The 18,713-nt window shown below is 62.5% G+C and carries 20 protein-coding genes and 1 pseudogene; 8 read left to right on the top strand and 13 right to left on the bottom strand.

Translation table 11 applies throughout. The features are described from left to right. Positions 1-9: 9 nt before the first annotated feature. From BHMPCIPO_RS27065 to BHMPCIPO_RS27035, 7 genes are all read right to left on the bottom strand, one after another. The gene (locus BHMPCIPO_RS27065) at positions 10-990 is read right to left on the bottom strand and encodes an ABC transporter permease (protein ID WP_173519811.1); all 981 of its coding nucleotides are present in this window, start codon (positions 988-990) and stop codon (positions 10-12) included. Positions 991-1,066: 76 nt separating this feature from the next. Beyond that, the gene (locus tag BHMPCIPO_RS27060) at positions 1,067-2,167 is read right to left on the bottom strand and encodes an extracellular solute-binding protein (protein ID WP_173519810.1); all 1,101 of its coding nucleotides are present in this window, start codon (positions 2,165-2,167) and stop codon (positions 1,067-1,069) included. Positions 2,168-2,228: 61 nt separating this feature from the next. After that, the gene (locus tag BHMPCIPO_RS27055; RefSeq protein ID WP_173519809.1) at positions 2,229-3,224 is read right to left on the bottom strand and encodes a LysR family transcriptional regulator; all 996 of its coding nucleotides are present in this window, start codon (positions 3,222-3,224) and stop codon (positions 2,229-2,231) included. 122 nt (positions 3,225-3,346) lie between these two features. Next, entirely contained in the window at positions 3,347-4,381 is a 1,035-nt protein-coding gene (gene tdh / locus BHMPCIPO_RS27050) for an L-threonine 3-dehydrogenase (RefSeq protein WP_173519808.1), read from the bottom strand. Positions 4,382-4,393: 12 nt separating this feature from the next. Further along, positions 4,394-5,581 (bottom strand): glycine C-acetyltransferase, encoded by a 1,188-nt coding sequence (locus BHMPCIPO_RS27045; protein ID WP_173519807.1) that lies wholly within the window; start codon positions 5,579-5,581, stop codon positions 4,394-4,396. Further along, entirely contained in the window at positions 5,582-6,691 is a 1,110-nt protein-coding gene (locus BHMPCIPO_RS27040; RefSeq protein ID WP_210266658.1) for an NAD/NADP-dependent octopine/nopaline dehydrogenase family protein, read from the bottom strand. Further along, positions 6,682-7,050 carry a TOBE domain-containing protein gene (locus BHMPCIPO_RS27035; protein ID WP_173519805.1) on the bottom strand — a complete coding sequence of 123 codons (369 nt, stop codon included), beginning with the start codon at positions 7,048-7,050 and terminating at the stop codon, positions 6,682-6,684. Before BHMPCIPO_RS27035 ends, BHMPCIPO_RS27040 begins: the two co-directional genes overlap by 10 nt. Between BHMPCIPO_RS27035 and BHMPCIPO_RS33180 the strand changes: the two genes are divergently transcribed. Beyond that, complete coding sequence (locus BHMPCIPO_RS33180) at positions 7,049-7,240, top strand: hypothetical protein (protein WP_246304713.1); 192 nt, start codon at positions 7,049-7,051, stop codon at positions 7,238-7,240. The two genes, BHMPCIPO_RS27035 and BHMPCIPO_RS33180, sit on opposite strands and share 2 nt — an antisense overlap. A gap of 14 nt (positions 7,241-7,254) precedes the next feature. Here the strand turns inward: BHMPCIPO_RS33180 and BHMPCIPO_RS33175 are convergent. Further along, a pseudogene (locus tag BHMPCIPO_RS33175) lies at positions 7,255-7,320 on the bottom strand (twin-arginine translocation signal domain-containing protein); the annotation flags it as partial. A gap of 300 nt (positions 7,321-7,620) precedes the next feature. Between BHMPCIPO_RS33175 and BHMPCIPO_RS27025 the strand changes: the two are divergent. Both BHMPCIPO_RS27025 and BHMPCIPO_RS27020 read left to right on the top strand, forming a co-directional pair. Then, positions 7,621-8,535 carry a LysR substrate-binding domain-containing protein gene (locus BHMPCIPO_RS27025; protein ID WP_173519804.1) on the top strand — a complete coding sequence of 305 codons (915 nt, stop codon included), beginning with the start codon at positions 7,621-7,623 and terminating at the stop codon, positions 8,533-8,535. A gap of 73 nt (positions 8,536-8,608) precedes the next feature. Next, the gene (locus tag BHMPCIPO_RS27020) at positions 8,609-9,151 is read left to right on the top strand and encodes a GNAT family N-acetyltransferase (RefSeq protein WP_173519803.1); all 543 of its coding nucleotides are present in this window, start codon (positions 8,609-8,611) and stop codon (positions 9,149-9,151) included. On the opposite strand, the gene pobA is transcribed toward BHMPCIPO_RS27020, so the two are convergent. Next, positions 9,145-10,317 carry a 4-hydroxybenzoate 3-monooxygenase gene (gene pobA, locus BHMPCIPO_RS27015; RefSeq protein WP_173519802.1) on the bottom strand — a complete coding sequence of 391 codons (1,173 nt, stop codon included), beginning with the start codon at positions 10,315-10,317 and terminating at the stop codon, positions 9,145-9,147. The genes BHMPCIPO_RS27020 and pobA overlap by 7 nt on opposite strands. A gap of 128 nt (positions 10,318-10,445) precedes the next feature. On the opposite strand from pobA, the gene BHMPCIPO_RS27010 reads away from it, so the two are divergent. After that, positions 10,446-11,333, top strand: a complete 888-nt coding sequence (locus BHMPCIPO_RS27010; RefSeq protein WP_173519801.1) for a helix-turn-helix domain-containing protein — start codon at positions 10,446-10,448, stop codon at positions 11,331-11,333. 30 nt (positions 11,334-11,363) lie between these two features. Here the strand turns inward: BHMPCIPO_RS27010 and vapC are convergent, their stop codons facing one another. Next, positions 11,364-11,774: a type II toxin-antitoxin system tRNA(fMet)-specific endonuclease VapC gene (vapC, locus tag BHMPCIPO_RS27005; protein ID WP_173519800.1), complete on the bottom strand. Its 411-nt coding sequence runs from the start codon at positions 11,772-11,774 to the stop codon at positions 11,364-11,366. Further along, a complete protein-coding gene (gene vapB, locus BHMPCIPO_RS27000) occupies positions 11,774-12,007 on the bottom strand; it encodes a type II toxin-antitoxin system VapB family antitoxin (protein WP_173519799.1) in 234 nt (77 codons plus the stop codon). The genes vapC and vapB overlap by 1 nt, the downstream gene beginning before the upstream one ends. Before the next feature lie 210 nt (positions 12,008-12,217). Here vapB and BHMPCIPO_RS26995 point away from each other — a divergent pair, with 210 nt between their 5' ends. Then, complete coding sequence (locus tag BHMPCIPO_RS26995) at positions 12,218-13,666, top strand: NCS1 family nucleobase:cation symporter-1 (RefSeq protein WP_173519798.1); 1,449 nt, start codon at positions 12,218-12,220, stop codon at positions 13,664-13,666. A gap of 467 nt (positions 13,667-14,133) precedes the next feature. Here BHMPCIPO_RS26995 and BHMPCIPO_RS26990 read toward each other — a convergent pair whose 3' ends face one another. Together BHMPCIPO_RS26990 and BHMPCIPO_RS26985 are read right to left on the bottom strand one after the other, a co-directional pair. Next, entirely contained in the window at positions 14,134-14,796 is a 663-nt protein-coding gene (locus BHMPCIPO_RS26990) for a sulfite oxidase-like oxidoreductase (protein WP_173519797.1), read from the bottom strand. 88 nt (positions 14,797-14,884) lie between these two features. Then, a complete protein-coding gene (locus tag BHMPCIPO_RS26985; RefSeq protein ID WP_173519796.1) occupies positions 14,885-15,640 on the bottom strand; it encodes an IclR family transcriptional regulator in 756 nt (251 codons plus the stop codon). A 177-nt stretch (positions 15,641-15,817) separates the two neighbouring features. Here BHMPCIPO_RS26985 and BHMPCIPO_RS26980 point away from each other — a divergent pair, with 177 nt between their 5' ends. From BHMPCIPO_RS26980 to pcaF, 3 genes are read left to right on the top strand one after another with little or no spacing between them, the layout of a single operon-like run. Next, positions 15,818-16,678 (top strand): CoA transferase subunit A, encoded by an 861-nt coding sequence (locus BHMPCIPO_RS26980; RefSeq protein WP_173519795.1) that lies wholly within the window; start codon positions 15,818-15,820, stop codon positions 16,676-16,678. A gap of 12 nt (positions 16,679-16,690) precedes the next feature. Then, a complete protein-coding gene (locus BHMPCIPO_RS26975; protein ID WP_173519794.1) occupies positions 16,691-17,473 on the top strand; it encodes a CoA-transferase subunit beta in 783 nt (260 codons plus the stop codon). Further along, positions 17,473-18,678, top strand: a complete 1,206-nt coding sequence (pcaF, locus tag BHMPCIPO_RS26970) for a 3-oxoadipyl-CoA thiolase (protein ID WP_173519793.1) — start codon at positions 17,473-17,475, stop codon at positions 18,676-18,678. The genes BHMPCIPO_RS26975 and pcaF overlap by 1 nt, the downstream gene beginning before the upstream one ends. Positions 18,679-18,713: the final 35 nt, after the last annotated feature.

Genomic DNA, 18,713 nt, shown 5'->3' with positions numbered 1-18,713 from the left:
GGTCCGCCCTCACATCAGCCGGACGGAGCGACCGCCGACGACCCGCATGAACAGCCCGACGGTCGTCAGCGACACCACCAGCATGATCATCGAGAAGGCGGCACCTTCCGGCCATTTGTCGTTCGACCCGTGGAAGAGGGTCGCGATGACCTCGGGAAAGATCACCGCATTGGGGCCACCGAGCAGCAGCGGTGCTGCGAAGACGCCGACGGCCGTCAGGTAGACGAGGCTGCAGCCGGAGACGATGCCGTCCTTGGAAAGCGGCAGGATGACCCGGCGGAACCGCTGGAGGGGTCCGGCACCGAGGTCGGCGGCTGCATGGATCAGCGGCGTCGGGATCTTCTCGATCGCCGAATAGAGCGGCAGGAGCATGTAGAGCGCGAGCAGATAGATGACGCCGAAGCTCAGCGAGAAGAAGGTGTAGAGCATCGGGATCGGCCGGTCGATGAAGCCGAACTCGCGCAGGAGCACGTTCAGCGCCCCGCGGTTGGCAAGCAGCATGATGACGGAGAAGGTGCGGATCAGTTCACCGGCCCAGAAGGGTATGAGCAGCAACAACAGGGCCCGCATCCGGTTCTTCGGCTGCACCACCTTCGCCACGTAGTAGGCAACGGGGTAGACGATCACCAACGTCGAGATCGTCACCACAGCGGCAAAGATCAGGCTGCGGACGAAGGGCAGGAAATAGAGCCGGTCAGAAAAGAACAGCGCATAGTTCGCAAGCGTATATTCGCTGCTTTTGTCCGGCTGAGGTGGGTAGTTGGCAAGAAGGCTGATATTGGCCATCTGCAGGATCGGGCCGATATGCAGCATGGCGATCCAGACAAGTGGCACGCCGGCGAGCACGGCGAGACGCACGCGCCGGCTTTCGACGAGAAGTCCGATTGTATGGCGATAAAGCCCCGAACGCGCCGTCCTGCCGATCCAACCGGCATAGTGCGGCACCATCGACAAACCGACGGATGGCGGTTGTGTTGTCGTATCCAGCATTCTCTTTGTTCCCGGCTCTGGAAGAGTCCATTTTTTAAAGGCGACCGGCCGCAGCCGATCGCCCGGATTTCAGACGTCAGGCTGCCTTGATCTCGGCGGCGGCCTTGTCGATCATCTCGTTCTTCATGTCGCGGTTGACCGAACTGAAGAACTGGATGCGTTCGACCTGCTCGGGCGGCAGCGACAGCGCGGCGCGCTCCTTGTCGTCCAGCACCTTGTCGACGCCTTCGAAGGCCGACGAGAAGCCGGACTGGCGAGTCATCGCAGCGCCGATCTCCGGCGAAGACAGGATGGCGTCGAGGAAGGTGTAGGCCGCGTCCGCGTTCGGTGCGTTGTTGACGATGTTGAACGAATAGAGGAAGCCGAAAGTGCCTTCCTTCGGCACCGAGATCTCGATCGGATGTCCGTCCATGACGAGCTTGGCGGCCGGCCCGGACCAGGCCTGCGCCAGGTAGATGTCCTCGTTGACGAACATCTGCTGCAGCTCGGAGCCGGCATCGTAATACTTGCGAACCTTGTCCTTGTGCTGGATGAGGAAATCGCGGGCCTGGTTCGTCGCCGCCTGCGCGACATCCGGCTTGTCGCCATAGGTCACGTAGTCGCCGTCGTTGCCCTGGTAGCGCATGACGATCGAGAGGAAGTCGCTGACGATATAGGACGTCAGGTTCTTGTTCTCGTCATCGAACATGATGCTCCAGCTGTCGGAGGCCTTGGCGTATTCGGTGTTGCGCACGAGGCCCTCGAAGCCCGCAAGCAGCGGCACGCCGAAGGTCTTACCGCCGACGGTCAACTGCGGCGCGCCCTTGTAGGCGGCGGCGAGCTTGTCCCAGTTCTTCAGTCGCCCGGTGTCGAGCGTCGCCAAGAGGTTCGACTTCATGAACTGTGAGAGGCGATGTCCGGTCACGGTCACGATGTCGGTGGAGGGTGCGGCCCCCTCAGCGGTCAGGAGGTTGTACTGCTTTCCCTGGTCGTCGGTCAGCCGAATGCGCACCTCGATACCGGTATCCTTCTGGAACTGATCGATGAAGGACTGCGGTACGAACTTGTCATAGGTCGTGATGTTGACGACCTTGCTCTGTGCGAAAGCCGGGCGAAGGATCGAAGGCGCAGCAAGCACGCCAGCCCCAGCCGCCAGCAGCTTCATTGCCGATCGGCGGGTTGCGTCAAAATTGTTCATCTCGTTCTCCTCATTTAGCAGGCTCAATTTCCGTGTGAGCGTTTAGAGCTTTTGCTCCCCTTTATTCCGCTGCCGGGTTGTCCGGCAGCGCACCGATGCCGGCCTTCCTGCCGGCAAAGCTCCTTTCGGCGATACGCGCCATCTGCTTGGGATCGTGGACGCTAAGATCCGGTATCCGCTCCGAGGCGATCCGCGCTATCAGTTGAATGAGTTCCCGTACGCCGGCAGCGAGCGGGCGCGAACCGGCCGACAGGATCGCCCACAGGAAGGGGATCTCGACATCGAGCGGCCGAACGACGATCGGCGCCGATTGCAGGCCGTAGGCCGTCGCCGGCTCGATGATCGCCACGCCAAGGCCGAGTGATGCGATCTGCACGGCGTTGTTGGCCGCGTTCGTCGCGATGATCCGATTGGGCCGCACCCCGGCTGCATCGAGCGCTTCATCGACGCTATGGCGGAGCCGAAACGGATTGGACATCGTGACGAGCGTGCGCCCGGCAAGATCGGCGATCGAGATCACGTCCTTGGCAGCCAGCGGATCGTGCAGCGCAACTGCAGCCACGCAACGACCTTCGAAGAACCCTTGTACCTCCAGGCCGGGCTGGTCTGCCGGCAGCGAGGTCACGCAGAAATCCGCCGTGCGGGCGAACACCGACTGAACGGCAGCTTCTGCCGGCATGCTGCGGAGATTGATCGTGTGCGGCAGCAGATGCTCCGGCAGTTCTGCGAGCGCGATCGGGATGATGCCGCTCGCGAATGCCGGGGTCGCGGCAATCTCGATCGGCTCGGGCTCCTTGCCGGCGATCGCCTTGGCGCGGTTGCGCAGGTGCCCGATGCCGCTGACGAAACGCTCCGCATCTTCGTGAAAGGCAATGCCCTTGTCGGTCGGCGCGATCCTCGGGCCATTTCGCTCGAACAGCGCAAAGCCGAGCGACGTCTCCAGGTCCTGGATCAGGCGCGTCACCTGCGATTGCGAGCGGTCGAGCAGCCGTGCGGCACCGGTGATGCTGCCCGTCGACATAACGGCGAGAAAGGCCTCGAGATCGCGAACTTCCATAAGCTATCATGCGCTCCTTGCATTGTAGATATTCAATAGTGCATAAAACGCATTCTTAGTTCTAGTGACAAAAGACAATTTTTCTCAACGACCCGATCTGAGATCGACCGGCCCCGTGAGCCTTACCAGTCCATCACGACCTTGCCGGAATTGCCGGAGCGCATGGCCGCGAAACCGTCGCGGAACTCGTCGATCTTGATGCGGTGGGTGATGACCGGGGAAAGGTCGAGCCCGCCCTGGACGAAGGCGATCATCTTGTACCAGGTCTCGAACATCTCGCGGCCGTAGATGCCCTTGAGGTTCAGCATCTTGAAGATCACCTTGTTCCAGTCGATCTCGAAGCCGGCCGGCGCGATGCCGAGGATGGCGATCTTGCCGCCATTGTTCATCTTGTCGATCATGTCGCGGAAGGCCGGTGCCGCGCCGGACATTTCCAGCCCGACGTCGAAACCCTCGGTCATGCCGATCGCCTTCATCACGTCGGCAAGGTTTTCCTTCGACGCGTCGACGACGTAGTCGATGCCGACGCTTTTCGCGAGCGCCAGCCGTGTCGGGTTGATGTCGGTGATCACCACCTTGCGGGCGCCCGAGCGCTTGGCGACCAGCGCCCCCATGATGCCGATCGGCCCGGCGCCGGTCACGAGCACGTCCTCGCCGACGAGGTCGAAGGAAAGCGCCGTGTGCACGGCATTGCCGAACGGGTCGAAGATCGCGGCGATCTCATCGGGCACGTCGTCCGGGATCGGCACGACGTTGTATTCCGGCAGGCAAAGGAACTCGCCGAAGGAGCCCGGCCGGTTGACGCCGACGCCGAGCGTGTTGCGGCACAGATGCCCGCGGCCGGCGCGGCAGTTGCGGCACTTGCCGCAGACGATATGCCCCTCGCCCGAGACCCGTTCGCCGACATGGTACTTGGTGACGGCCGAGCCGACCTCGGCGATCTCGCCCATGAACTCGTGGCCGACGACCATCGGCACCGGTATCGTCTTCTGCGCCCACTGGTCCCAGTTCCAGATGTGCACGTCGGTGCCACAGATCGCCGATTTCTTGACCTTGATCAGCACGTCGTTCGGGCCGATCTCCGGCACCGGCACGCGCTCCATCCAGAGACCTTCTTCCGGCTTCGACTTGACCAGCGCCTTCATCATGTTCGTCATCAGTCTCTCCCCTCAGATCACCCCGAGCTCGCGGCCGACCTCTTCGAAGGCGGCGATTGCCCGGCGCACGTCGTTCTCGCTGTGCGCCGCCGACATCTGCGTGCGGATGCGCGCCTGCCCCTTGGGCACCACCGGGAAGGAGAAGCCGATGACATAGACGCCCTTCTTCAGCATGCGTGCCGCCATCTCCTGGGCGAGTGCCGCATCGCCGAGCATGACCGGGATGATCGGATGCCCCTCGCCGGCGAGCGTGAAGCCGAGCGTCGACATCTCGTTGCGGAACAGCGCCGCATTGGCATAGAGCCGCTCGCGCAGCGCATCGCCGTTCTCGATCAGGTCGAAGACCTTGAGCGAAGCTGCCGCGATCACCGGTGCCAGCGTGTTGGAGAACAGATAGGGGCGTGAACGCTGCCGGAGCCAGTCGACGATCTCGGCCTTCGCGGAGGTATAGCCGCCGGAGGCGCCGCCGAGCGCCTTGCCGAGCGTGCCGGTGATGATGTCGATCCGGCCCTCGACGCCGCAGTGCTCCGCCGAGCCGCGACCGTTCCTGCCGACGAAACCGACCGCATGGCTGTCGTCGACCATGACCATGGCGCCGTATTTGTCGGCGAGGTCGCAGACCCCTCTGAGATTGGCGATGATGCCGTCCATCGAGAACACGCCGTCGGTGGCGATCAGCTTGAAACGGCTGCCTTCGGCCTTCTTCAGTTCCTCCTCCAGCGCCGCCATGTCGTTGTTGGCATAGCGGAAACGCTTGGCCTTGGAGAGGCGCACGCCGTCGATGATCGAGGCATGGTTGAGCGCGTCGGAGATGATCGCGTCCTCTTCGCCGAGCAGCGTCTCGAACAGGCCACCATTGGCATCGAAACAGGAGGAATAGAGGATCGTATCTTCCATCCCGAGGAAGGAGGAGATGCGCGCCTCAAGTGCCTTATGCTCCTCCTGCGTGCCGCAGATGAAGCGCACGGACGCCATGCCGTAGCCGTAGCGGTCGAGCGCCTTCTTGCCGGCTTCGGCGAGTTCCTCGTTGTCGGCAAGGCCGAGATAGTTGTTGGCGCAGAAGTTGAGCACCCGGTCGCCCGAGGCGACCTCGATTTCGCCCGCCTGCTTCGACGTGATGACACGCTCGGACTTGTAGAGCCCGGCCGTCTTCAGGCCCTCGAGTTCGGAACGAAGATGAGACAGGAAGCGTTCGGTCATTCAGGCACGTCCCTCGGCTCGATCGGCAGCGGCAATGGGCGGAAAGCCGGTGCGACACAGGGCGTCGAGACCTTCGAGACCCAGTCGCTCGAGGCCCAGTTCGGGCAAGAGATCGTTCTCGCCTTCGAAGTCCCGGCCATACATGGCCGAGAAGATGCGGATGCCTGATTCATGCAGGATCGCCGGGCAGCCAGCGAGGCGCGCGAGCTGCGCCGTGACTACCAGGCCGAAGGGGACATCTTCCGTCACGTAGCGGCTGTCCGCTGTCGCAGGGCCGGTGCCGTTGTTTCCGGCCTGGTACATTTCCTGGTTCATCTGCGAGATGGTACTGACGGGCACATGGAACGACAGGTGGAAATGCTGGAAGATGTCGCGCACCTTCAGGTCCAGCTTCTCGGCTATGGCCAGGCGCTCGCGATCGAGCGTCTCCAGAAGGCGGCCGATATTGGGGGTGACGTTTTGCGCCTGCACCCAGCTTTCGCCGCGCTCCATGCGCGACATGTTGCCGAGCGCGATGCCGAGGTGGTTTTGCGGGTTCAGGTTCGAAAGGGCGATGGCCAGCAGGCCGCCGCGGTCGACGAAATGTTCGCCGAACAGCGCCGTGCAGACCGCATGCCCGCGCGCACTCTCCGATGTGGGAACGGTCGCCAGGTCGACCTGCTTGCGGATCGTATTTACGTGCACGACCGCCGGGCCGAGCTTCCGGCCGCTGACGATCGTCGTGCCCCAGGCAACGATCGGCACGGTGATACCGCGCGCCGCAAGCAGCGACGAAAGATAAAGCGCTCCGAACGAGGTATGCGAACTGAAGATCACGACCTGCCCGGCCGTCAGATGCGGTGCGATCGCATCCAGCACGAAGCGGTGGCCGTAGGCCGGCAGCGCGATGAGGACCGCATCCGCATCGATGACCAGATCTTCCGCGCCTTTCGCAACGGCCGGAAGGAAAGTGCCTTTGACGGCACCTTCGGCCGTCAGGCTTTCCCCCTCGGCAAGTGCCAGGGTTCCCGTGCCAGACGGCGACCAGAGCGTTGCCTTGTGTCCGAGCTTTTCCAGAAGGGCGGCAGTGCCAAAGGCAATAGAGCCAGCACCCGCAATACCTACACGCATGTCGTTTTCCATTTCATTTGATAGTCGCCGACGTGCGCCGTCGAGACGTCGTTTCCATGAAGCGTTGCGGGACGGATGAGCGTGGTCGCCTCCGAGGACCAGCCAACCCAGATGTCGTCGCGGCCGAGCCTTTCCACTTCGCTCGGACAAACGAGCGCGTTGAGTAGATGCCCCTCGCCGAATTCGACCTTGAGCGATGTATGGTTGCCCTTGAAAACGCGCTGGCGGATGCGCCCCTTCACCCGGTTGACGACACCCGGTTCGCCTGCCGAACATTGGATCGCTTCCGGCCGCAGCACGACGTAGATCGCGTCACAGGCCTTGGGCGACAGCGCGCCCGCGGACGCCTTGAAAGTCATGCCGTTCCATCGGATTTGCGCCTTCCGCCGTCAGCAGGTTGTGCTGTTTGCCCTGGTGGTCCGTCAGGCGGACGCGAACCTCAATGCCGCTGTCCTTCTGGAACTGCTCGATGAAATCCTGCGGCAGGAACTTGTCATAGGTGGTGATTTGAGAACCGAGCCCTCAGCGCGCGCCGATCGAATGATGTAGGGCGCGGCGAGCACCGTAGCGCCACCTGCGCCCAGCAGCTTGAGCGCGTTCCTGCGATTGATTTTCTGCCCGAATACCATTGTTCCTCCGCTCGCCTCCCAGCGTGACTTGATGGCGCCGGTGCGCGCATGCGCGCTCTTCCGGTCCTGTCGCCAATCGCGCAACCGGATCGATCCGGTTGCAGCCTGCCTATAGATAGGCGCAGCAAATTTGACCCGTCTAATTGTTTTTAAGCCTGCGCCCATTCCAAAAGGTTATAGCTAGACATCTAAGCCGGAACCGCGAAGGGCTATATTTTGCAGAGGCCTCGCGAGCTGGATTGTCAACCTCTGCGCGCAAAGCTAGGGTGAAGGCAGGTCGGCCCTGTGAGAAGTTATGGGATGAAGCGCGCACCGAACCTGCGACAAATCGAGGCTCTCAAAGCCGTGATCGAATGCGGCACTGTCAGCCGTGCCGCGGAAGTCCTGCATATCTCGCAGCCCGCGGTGAGCAAGCTCCTGGCGCATCTCGAAGAAGATACGGAACTTGAACTGTTCGATCGCATCAAGGGGCGGCTCATTCCTTCGGAGCATGGGATGCGGCTCTACAAGGAAATCGATCGAGTGTTTGCCGGCATCAAGCAGATCGAGCGTGCCGTCGACCTGATCCGGCGCGAGGAACTCGGGCAGATCTCGCTCGGCGTGATGCCGGCGCTTTCCGGCCTCTTCATCAGCCACACCAACAAGCGCTTTCTCGCCCGGCACGGCGATGCCTACATCTCGGTGGTGATCCGCAGTTCGCAGTTCATCGTCGAATGGCTTCTGTCCAAGCAGGTGGATATCGGCCTGATCAACCGCAATACGGACAACCCCTATATCGAGTGCGTTCCGCTCCGCGGCGGAGACCTCGTCTGCATCGCGCCGCGCGATCATCGCTTCGCTGCGAAACAGGAGATCGTGCCCGGCGACATCCACGGCGAACCCTATATCGGCTTTGCCGCGGACAACCGCATCCGGCAGAAGATCGAAAGCACACTCGATAGCTACGGCACCCGCCTGAACTACATCATGGACGCGACCCTTGCGCCGGCGGTGTGTGAAATGGTCGCCAATGGATTGGGGATCGCCATCGTCGATCCGGTATTCGCCTTTGGCCAGCGCGACCGGCTGACGATCAAACCCTTCCTCCCCAGCATCGCATCGGATCTCAGCCTCTGCTGGCTGCGCGATACGAGAAACCGTCACCTAGTCGACGCCTATGTCGAGGCGACCCGCGCCACGGTCCAGGATATGCGGCTGGCGATGGATGCAATCTGAGACTGCGCGCGGCTGCGGCTTTACAAGCTTCGGTCTGCAACCCAGATTGCTGTCCCGACAGAATTGGTGATCCATGCCGACCGCTCCCCTCCTCGTTGACGCATTTTCCGAAGCGCACATTCCCGAGATGCTCGATTGGTTTTCGAGCCTGGAAGCGCTGGTGCAATGGGGCGGCCCTGGTCTCTCCTTTCCACTGCAAGCCGCACACATCGAGGCGATGCTTGCGGGAACCAAAGCTGCCGAGCCTGAACGGTTGATGTTCGCCGGCCTGGTCGGCGGCAAGCTCGCCGGCCATGCACAGGTCGCGCTTGATTGGCAGAACGGTGTCGGCCGCCTCAGCCGGGTTGCCATTAACCCTGCCATGCGCGGTCGCGGCCTCGCCCGGCCGTTTCTGCGTGAGGTGACCGAGCGGTTCTTCGCCAACCGCTCTTTCGAGCGGCTGGAACTCAACGTCTACACCTTCAACGAGGCAGCGATCCGCACGTACCGTAGCCTCGGCTTTCGTGAGGAAGGCGTGCGGCGTTGCTCGGCCAAGGTCGGGGATGCCCGTTGGGACACAGCAATCTACGGACTGCTCAGGGGCGAATGGCTCGAGCGCGCCCTCTGCTCTCAGTAAGGCAATCCGACATAGTTCTCGGCCAGCACCGTCTCGGCGGCAACCGAGTGGGTGAGGTAGTCGAGCTCGGCTTCCTGGATCCGCTGGTCGAAATCGCCGGTGCCCGGGAAACGATGCAGCATGGTGGTCATCCACCAGGAGAACCGCACCGCCTTCCAGACACGCGCGAGCGCCCGTGCCGAATAGGCATCGATCCCTGCATTCGAGTGATCCTGATAATGCTCGAGCAGGCCTTCGAAGAGATAGTGCACGTCGCTGGCCGCGAGGTTCAGCCCTTTCGCCCCGGTCGGCGGCACGATATGGGCGGCATCCCCGACCAGGAACAGACGACCGAAGCGCATCGGCTCGGCGACGAAGGAGCGCAGCGGCGCGATCGACTTTTCGAAGGAAGGACCGGTCACCATCGCCTCGGCATGGTGCTGCGGCAGCCGCCGGCGCAACTCGTCCCAGAAACGTTCGTCGGACCAGTCCTCGATCCTTTCGCTCACGGAGCATTGAATGTAGTAGCGGCTGCGCGTCTGCGAGCGCATCGAGCAGAGTGCGAAACCGCGGGGATGGTTGGCGTAGATGAGTTCATGATCGACGGGCGGCACGTCGGCCAGAATGCCGAGCCAGCCGAAGGGATAGACTTTCTCGAAGGTACGGAGCGCCTTTTCGGGGACCGACTTGCGGCTGACGCCGTGAAAGCCGTCGCAGCCGGCAATGAAGTCGCAATCGATGCGCTGCGTCGTGCCATCCTTCTCGAAAGTGACGTAGGGCCGTTGGCCGTCGAAATCATGCGGCTCGACATGGCCGGCCTCATAGATGGTCGTCGCACCCGATCGCTCGCGATGTTCCATCAGGTCACGCGTCAGTTCCGTCTGGCCATAGACCATGACGCGCTTGCCGCCGGTCAGATGCTTGAGATCGATGCGGTGGTCGCGACCGTCGAAGGCAAGCGAGAAACCGTCGTGCGGAAGTCCCTCCTTGTGCATTCGTGCGCCTGCCCTGGCGCGATCCATCAAGCCGACCGTCCCCTCCTCCAGCACGCCGGCGCGCACGCGCCCAAGGATGTATTCCTTGCTGACGCGGTCGAGAATGACGTTGTCGATGCCGGCTTCCCTCAGCAATTGCCCAAGCAAGAGCCCGGATGGGCCCGACCCGATGATGACGACCTTGGTGCGCATGCTCTCCTCCAGAATTGTCTTTTGGCACAATTGTCTTTTGGCAAAATCTGCGCCGAGCGGACTTCGCTCTCAATGGACAAATCCGCCATGAAATTGCACAAATCGAACATGGCTTTGGGATACGTGAGATGAAGAGGACGGTTCCGACCTATGACCTCTATGGCGAAAGGATCGGCGAGCGGCCGGATTTCTGGCTGCATTGCGAGACGATTCCGTCACGCAGCAGCCTCTATCATTGGGAGATCGGGCTCCATCGCCACGAGAGCTTCTTCCAGATCTTGTACATTGCCGCCGGTTCCGGCGACGCCGTCTTTGGCGACGCGGTGCATGCCATAGAGCCTCCGGCCGTGATCATGGTTCCACCGGCGCTCAGCCACGGCTTCCGCTTCTCACGCGACATCGACGGCTTCGTCTTCACCATCCCGGCCTCGCATCTCAAGACATCTCCCGGCGAACGCAGCCGTCTCGGTGCATGGCTGGCCAGCCCGCATCTGACCCGGCTCGACGACCGCGAGGATGCGGCCTACATCGCAGCAACCCTCACCCGCCTGGCCAGGGAATGGGAAACCAACCGCAGCAATCGCGCCGACCTTTTGGATGCCTATCTGACCTCGGCCCTGACGCTGACGGCGCGTCTCGACGAGGCAAGCGACGAGCGGGACGATACGGCCGATAGCGAAAACGAACAGCGGGTCCAGCGCTTCCAGGCGCTCCTGCAGCAACACCACCGCTCGCACTGGCCAGCCGCAGCCTATGCCCGCGAACTTGGTCTGTCGCCGACCCATCTCAACCGCATCACGCGCGCCATCATCGGCCTCAGCGCCCACGAGATCATCTCGCGAAAGCTTGTCGGCGAGGCGCGGCGCGAGCTGGTCTTTACCCGCGCCAGCGTGCAGGAAATCAGCTTCCGCCTCGGCTTTGCCGATCCTGCCTATTTCTCCCGCTTCTTCCTGCGCCACACCGGCATGACGCCGCGTGCATGGCGGCTCGCCGAGCGGGAGAGACTTGGTGCGTAGTAACGCGACGCAGTTTCGTCGGGTTTCGCGTCACGGCGCCGGAACAGTCCAATCCTCGACGCGAAGGCCTGGCACCCGATCGAATTCGCGTCGGTTGTTTGTCACCAGTATCAGCCCCTGCGATCGCGCGTGGCCGGCAATCAATTGATCGTAAGGACCGATCGGCGTGCTGGTGCGCGCAAGCTCGGCGCGCAACTGGCCGCTGTGGCTCGCTGCTGCCTGATCATAGCTGAGGACCTCCAGACGTGCCGAAAGGCCTTCGATTACGGGCAGGTTCTGTTCAGGCATCGCCGATCTCTCCGCGCCATAGATCAATTCCATGAGCGTGATCGAGCTGATGCATAGTTGGCCGTGGTGCCTGTTGAACGCCTCTCGCACCGGCTGCGGCCGGTTCTTGACCGTAAAAATGCAGATATTGGTGTCGAGCATATATTTCAGCATCAGAGAGCCTCGCGCTCCTGGGGTGCCGGCTGCTCTCTCGCTGACATGAAATCGGCCGTTGCAGCCTGACCGTCGAACCAACTGTCCCACGACTCGCCGGCAGGCGTTATGATCCGCGCTCGCCCTACCGCAACAATATCGACACGTTTAACATCATCAGGCAGCGCGACGGCCTTGGGCAGCCGAACCGCCTGACTACGATTGCTCCGAAAAACGGCACCTTGTTCCGCCATAACCGCCTCCGGGATATACCTCGTGTATATCCAATATGATTGCCGCTTCGGGATATATCAAGAGTATACAGATTTCGCTGCCGCGCCCGCGCCGTTGCCGTAGCTGCCACGCGACCGGGCGACGGCAAAAAGACTTTTGCAACGACTCAAAACGGGAGCAGAATCAATGCTCGGGTCCGAGGGGGACCCGGAGGATATACGGAGGAAGACATGGCAGTACGCGATCCGTCGCCCTCGTTGTACAACGAGGATCTGGCACCGGCCGAGGAGCGCCGGTGGGGCGCTTTCAGCATCTTCAATGTGTGGACATCCGACGTACATAGCCTGTGGGGCTATTACCTCGCAGCGAGCCTGTTCCTGCTCTGCGGCAGCTTCATAAACTTCGTCATCGCGATCGGCATCGGGTCGCTGGTGATCTTCTTCCTGATGAGCCTCGTCGGCAATGCGGGCGTGCGCACCGGCGTGCCCTTCCCCGTGCTCGCCCGCGCCTCCTTCGGGACGTTCGGTGCCAACGTTCCGGCACTCGTACGCGCGGTCGTCGCCTGCTTCTGGTATGGCGCGCAGACGGCCGCCGCCTCAGGCGCGATCGTCGCGCTTCTCGTCCGCAACGAAAGTATGCTGGCGTTTCACCAGAACAGCCACATGCTCGGCCACTCGACGCTCGAGGTCATCTGCTATGTCGTCGTCTGGTCGCTGCAATTGCTGATCATCCAGCGCGGCATGGAGACCGTTCGAAAATTCCAGGACTGGGCCGGCCCCGCCGTCTGGGTGATGATGCTGATCCTCGCCGTCTATCTAATCGTCAAATCCGGAACCTTCTCCTTCGGCTCGGAAATCCCGCGCGATGTGCTCATCGAAAAGACCAAGGATGCGGGCGTACCCTGGGAGCCCGGCACCTTCCCGGCGCTTGCGGCGGTCGCTGCCACCTGGATCACCTATTTCGCCGCGCTCTATCTGAACTTCTGCGACTTCTCGCGCTATGCGACGGACGAGAAGACGCTGCGCAAGGGCAATCTCTGGGGCTTGCCGATCAACCTCCTCGCCTTCTGCCTGGTCGCGGGCGTGACGACGACGGCGGCCTTTGCCGTCTATGGCGAGGTGCTGCTGCATCCGGATCAGATCTCGGCGAAATTCGAAAGCTGGTTCCTGGCATTGCTCGCGGCCTTGACCTTTGCCGTGGCAACGCTCGGCATCAACGTCGTGGCGAATTTCGTATCGCCCGCCTTCGACTTCGCCAATGTCTTTCCGCGGCAGATCACCTTCAAGCGCGGCGGCTACATTGCGGCCCTGATCGCCCTCATCCTTTATCCCTTCGCGCCGTGGGAAACGGGAGCCGCGCATTTCGTCAACTTCATCGGTTCGACAATGGGGCCGATCTTCGGGGTGATGATGGTCGACTACTATCTGATCCGCAGAGCCCAGCTCAACGTCGAAGCGCTCTACCATGAGGATGGCGAATTCCGCTTCAAGAGCGGATGGCATAGCAACGCCTTTATCGCCTTTGCGTTCGGCGCCCTGTTTTCGTCGATCCTGCCGACATTCACGAATGTCCTTCCGGCCTGGTGGGGAACCTATGGCTGGTTCTTCGGTGTCGCGATCGGTGGGGCTATCTACTACGTACTGAGGATCGGCGCGCGCAAGCCGGCCTTTGCCTCCTAGCTGTCCAACGCCGTACCTAGCCGAACGACTGGGTACGGCATCCATGCGATCACGAGCCTCGGCTTGGGCAGCCGAGAATTGGGCGAACACCTTCCTCCGACATCGACCAGCGTCGCTTGTAGGGAGATGTAGCGTTCGAGCAGAGCCGACCATCACGACAGGGATCGTACAGATGCTGTGTGCTGCGTTGCGGATCGTTCGCAATCCACAGTCCTTTGTCGTCGGCATGGCCTGCACCCGCGCCGAACAGCATCATCCACATTGGCAAGACGACCAATCGCATCGACAACCGCGCTTGTTTGAAAACGTTGTTGCCGAACTTTGGGGGGAGCGGATTACGGGAGCATTGCGGAAGGCCGGAAGGATGGGCCGTCCATTCAGACGGCATCGAGCTCTTCTGGCGCTACCAGCCCGCGGGCCTGCAGTCGCTGATGGATCCGGAAAAGCCTTGGGAGGCGGCGAAGATATCAGTCGTCGGAATAGCGCTCCTCGCGCCACGGGTCGCCGCGCATGTGGTAGCCGTTCTTCTCCCAGAACCCTGCGGCGTCTCTGGCGCGAAAATCGATGCGCGTCAGCCATTTGGCGCTCTTCCACAAATAGAGGTGCGGAACTATGAGCCGCATCGGCCCGCCATGGGTGCGGCTGATCGGCTGCCCCTCCCAGTCCGTCGCCAGGATCGCATCCTCGGCGGCGAAGTCTTCGAGCGGCAGGTTGGTCGTATAGCCGTCATAGCTCGTGAGCATGACATGGCTCGCTTCGGGCTTCGGCATGACATGATCCAGCAGATCACGCGTCGCGACACCCTGCCAGCGGTTGTCATAGCGCGACCAGGTGGTGACGCAGTGCATGTCCGAGAGCCTGTCACTCTGCGGCAACGCCTTGAAGTCGGCCCAGGCGAGCGATAAGGGATGCTCGGCAAGGCCGGTGATTTCGAGCCGCCAGCTTTCCGTCGGAATGATCGGCTGCTGACCGAGGTCGAGCACCGGCCAATCCTTGACCAGATGCTGACCGGGCGGCAGGCGTTCGTCTTCCGGTCGGGCGATCCGTCCGGTCAGGAACTTGCCGTCCGCGGCCCAGCGCCGCTTCGTCGTCGTGAGCTTGGTTTCCGGCGGATGCGTGTCGTCGGTCATGAATCTCTACTCCCCAGCCCGGGTTCCTCGCCAAGTGAAAGTAAGAAGGGCGCAGCCGCGGAACGTCAAGCACAGGCGGGTAAAGTTGCTATCGCAGGACCACACGCAGGGCGGCCTGCGTTTCCTTGAGCAACGGCAGATAGCGCTCCACCATCTCCGCCGCAGCTACATGCGCGGCCGGTGCGCCGATGTTCAGCGCCGCGACAATCCGGCCGCGATCATTTTCAAGCGGCACGGCAATCGAACAAAGACCGAGTTCCAGTTCCTGATCGATAAGCGCGTAGCCTTGCTCGCGCACGCGGCGGAACTCGGCGATCAATTCCTCCGGATCGGTTTTCGTATAGGGCGTGTTTGCCTTGAGGTTCGAGCGCGAAAGGATCTCGCGCGCCTCTTGCTCCGGCAAAGCAGCGAGCCACACCCGCCCCATGGAGGCGCAATAGGCAGGCAGTCGCGAACCCGTCGTCAGGTTGATCGACATCACCCGCTTCTGCGAGGCCCGGGCGATATAGACGATTTCGGTGCCATCCAGCACCGAGGCCGAGGCGCTCTGCCCGGCGCGGTCCGAAAGCTGGTCGAGATAGGGCTGGATGATTGTCGGTAGCGGCGTTGCCGAAAGATAGGCATGGCCGAGCCTTAGGATCTTCGGCGTCAGCGCGAAAAACTTGCCGTCATAGTCCGCGTAGCCGAGTTCGGAGAGGGTCAGCAGCGAGCGACGCACCGTCGCCCGGTCGAGACCGGTGATCTTCGACGCCTCGGCGATCGACAGCTTCGGCCGTGTTTCATCAAAGGCTTCGATCACCGCCAGCCCTCTGGCAAAGCCGCTGACGAAATCGGTCTCTCGCATTGTCGCCTCCCAAATCACGACAGTGACTTTGTGCGATATACGAACAAAAGTCAAATAACGCACAAAATATTTGACCGCGCTTTCTGATCGGCGCTTATTGGCATGCGGAAGAGCAAGCCGCCTCGCCGCCGAAAAATTGCCGGGGCCGCAAACAGAAAAGCATCAGAGAGAGGAAACATGGCGAAGATCGTTTCGCTCGCCGAGGCCGTCGGCGACAATGTCAGGGATGGCGACACCGTCGCCATGGAAGGCTTCACCCATCTGATCCCCTATGCCGCGGGCCATGAGGTGATCCGCCAGGGCCGCAAGGATCTCTTTCTCGTGCGCATGACGCCGGACATTCTCTACGACCAGTTGATCGGCGTGGGCGCGGCGCGGGGCATGAAGTTTTCCTGGGGCGGCAATCCCGGCGTCGGCTCGCTGCACCGGTTCCGCGATGCCGTCGAAAACCAGTGGCCGCAACCGCTCGAAATCGAGGAGCACTCCCATGCGGCGATGGCCAATGCCTATGAGGCGGGCGCCGCCAACCTGCCCTTTGCGACGCTGCGCGGCTACATTGGCGCCGACCTGCCGAAGGTGAACCCCAACATCAAGTCGGTCACCTGCCCCTTCACCGGCGAAGTGCTGGCCGCCGTGCCGGCGATTCGCCCAGATGTCACGATCATCCATGCCCAGCGCGCCGACCGGAAGGGCAATGTGCTGATCGAAGGCATCGTCGGCGTGCAGAAGGAGGCGGTTCTCGCCGCTAGGCGCTCGATCGTCACGGTCGAGGAGATCGTTGACGAACTCAACCCGCCGTCGCCCAATTCGCTTGTTCTGCCGAGCTGGGCAATCACGGCTGTTGCCCATGTTCCGGGCGGCGCCTTCCCATCTTATGCGCACGGCTATTATCCGCGCTCCAACGCCTTCTACATCGGCTGGGACGAGATCGCCCGCGACCGCGACAGCTTCACCGCCTGGATCAAGGAAAATGTTTTGAACGCCAAGCCGGAAGACTTCGCCAAGCATGCCGGCAACAAGCCGGCAAAGGCGGCCTAAAGGGAGGATAAGATGAGCGACTTCACCCCCACCGAAATGATGACGATCGCCGCCGCCCGGGCCCTTTCCAACGACGACGTCTGCTTCGTCGGCATCGGCGCCCCATCGGCTGCCTGCAACGTCGCGCGGCTGACGCATGCGCCGGATATCACGCTGATCTACGAGAGCGGCACGGTCGGAACCAAGCCGGACGTGCTGCCGCTTTCGATCGGCGACGGCGAACTCTGCGATACAGCGCTTTTCACGGTCTCCGTGCCCGAGATGTTCCGCTATTGGCTGCAGGGCGGGCGCATCACCACCGGTTTCCTCGGCGGCGCCCAGATCGACAAATTCGCCAATCTCAACACCACGGTCGTCGGCCCCTACGATCACCCGAAGGTGCGACTTCCCGGCGGCGGCGGCGCCCCGGAAATCGCCTCCAATTGCGGCCGCATCTTCATCACCATGGCGCTGTCGAAGCGCGGCTTCGTCGAAAAACTGCCCTTCATCACCTCCATGGGCCATGGTGAAGGCGGCAATCATCGCGAACGGCTCGGCATGAAGACCAAGGGACCGACCCGGGTCATCACCGATCTCTGCATCCTGGAGCCGGATCCCGAGACCAAGGAACTGACCGTCGTTTCGGTCCACCCTGGCGTGACGCGCGAGCAGATCGTCGACAATTGCGGCTGGGCGATCAAGTTCGCCGAGCAGGTGATCGAAACGCCGGCGCCAACGGAACTGGAACTTGCGACCCTTCGCGATATCAATGCCCGCACCAAGAAGGCGCATCAGGGCGACAAGGAGGCTGCGTGATGGCCGAGGCATTCATCTGCGACTACGTGCGCACCCCGATTGGCCGCTTCGGCGGTTCGCTTTCCTCGGTACGGGCCGACGATCTCGGCGCGATCCCGCTTCGCGCCCTGATGGAGCGAAACGCCAATGTCGACTGGGACGCGGTCGACGACGTCATCTTCGGCTGCGCCAACCAGGCGGGCGAGGACAACCGCAACGTCGCGCGCATGTCGCTTCTGCTCGCCGGTCTGCCGGTCGGCGTGTCGGGCACGACGATCAACCGGCTCTGCGGCTCCGGCATGGATGCGGTGATTACCGCGGCCCGCGCGATCCGCTCGGGCGAAGCCGAACTGATGATCGCCGGCGGCGTCGAGAGCATGTCGCGCGCGCCCTTCGTGTTGCCAAAGGCCGACACCGCCTTCTCGCGCAACGCCGAGATCTACGACACGACGATCGGCTGGCGCTTCGTCAATCCTGTCATGAAGAAGCAATACGGCGTCGATTCCATGCCGGAGACCGGCGAAAATGTCGCCGAAGACTTCCGCGTGAGCCGCGAGGATCAGGACGCCTTTGCCGTCCGCAGCCAGGCGAAGGCGGCGGCGGCGCAGGCGAATGGACGACTGGCGAAGGAGATCGTTGCCGTGACGATCCCGCAGCGGAAGGGCGAGCCCGTCGTCGTCGATCGCGACGAACACCCGCGCGCAACCACGATGGAAGCGCTTGCCAAGCTCGGCACGCCCTTCAAGAAGGAAGGCGGCACAGTGACCGCCGGCAACGCCTCCGGTGTCAACGACGGCGCAACCGCCCTGATCATTGCATCGGAAGCGGCGGCGAAGAAGTATGGCCTGCGACCGATTGCCCGCATCCTCGGCGGCGCGACCGCCGGCGTTCCGCCGCGCATCATGGGTATCGGGCCAGCGCCGGCGTCGAAGAAACTGATGGCGCGCCTGGGCCTCAAGCAGGAGCAGTTCGAGGTCATCGAACTCAACGAAGCCTTCGCCTCGCAGGGGCTTGCCGTCCTGCGCGACCTCGGCATTGCCGACGACGATCCGCGTGTCAACCGCAACGGCGGCGCCATCGCACTCGGCCATCCGCTCGGCATGTCCGGCGCCCGCATCACCGGCACCGCCGCGCGCGAACTGCACGAAACCGGCGGGCGCTATTCGCTCTCGACCATGTGCATCGGCGTCGGCCAAGGCATCGCGGTGGCGCTGGAGCGCGTCTAGCGCTCCACGACACCGCGACGTAAGACCACGGTTTG

The organism is Ensifer sesbaniae (assembly GCF_013283665.1).
GTDB lineage: Bacteria > Pseudomonadota > Alphaproteobacteria > Rhizobiales > Rhizobiaceae > Ensifer > Ensifer sesbaniae.
Note: the sequence above shows the minus strand (reverse complement) of the source record. Positions and strands in the feature narration are given on the sequence as shown.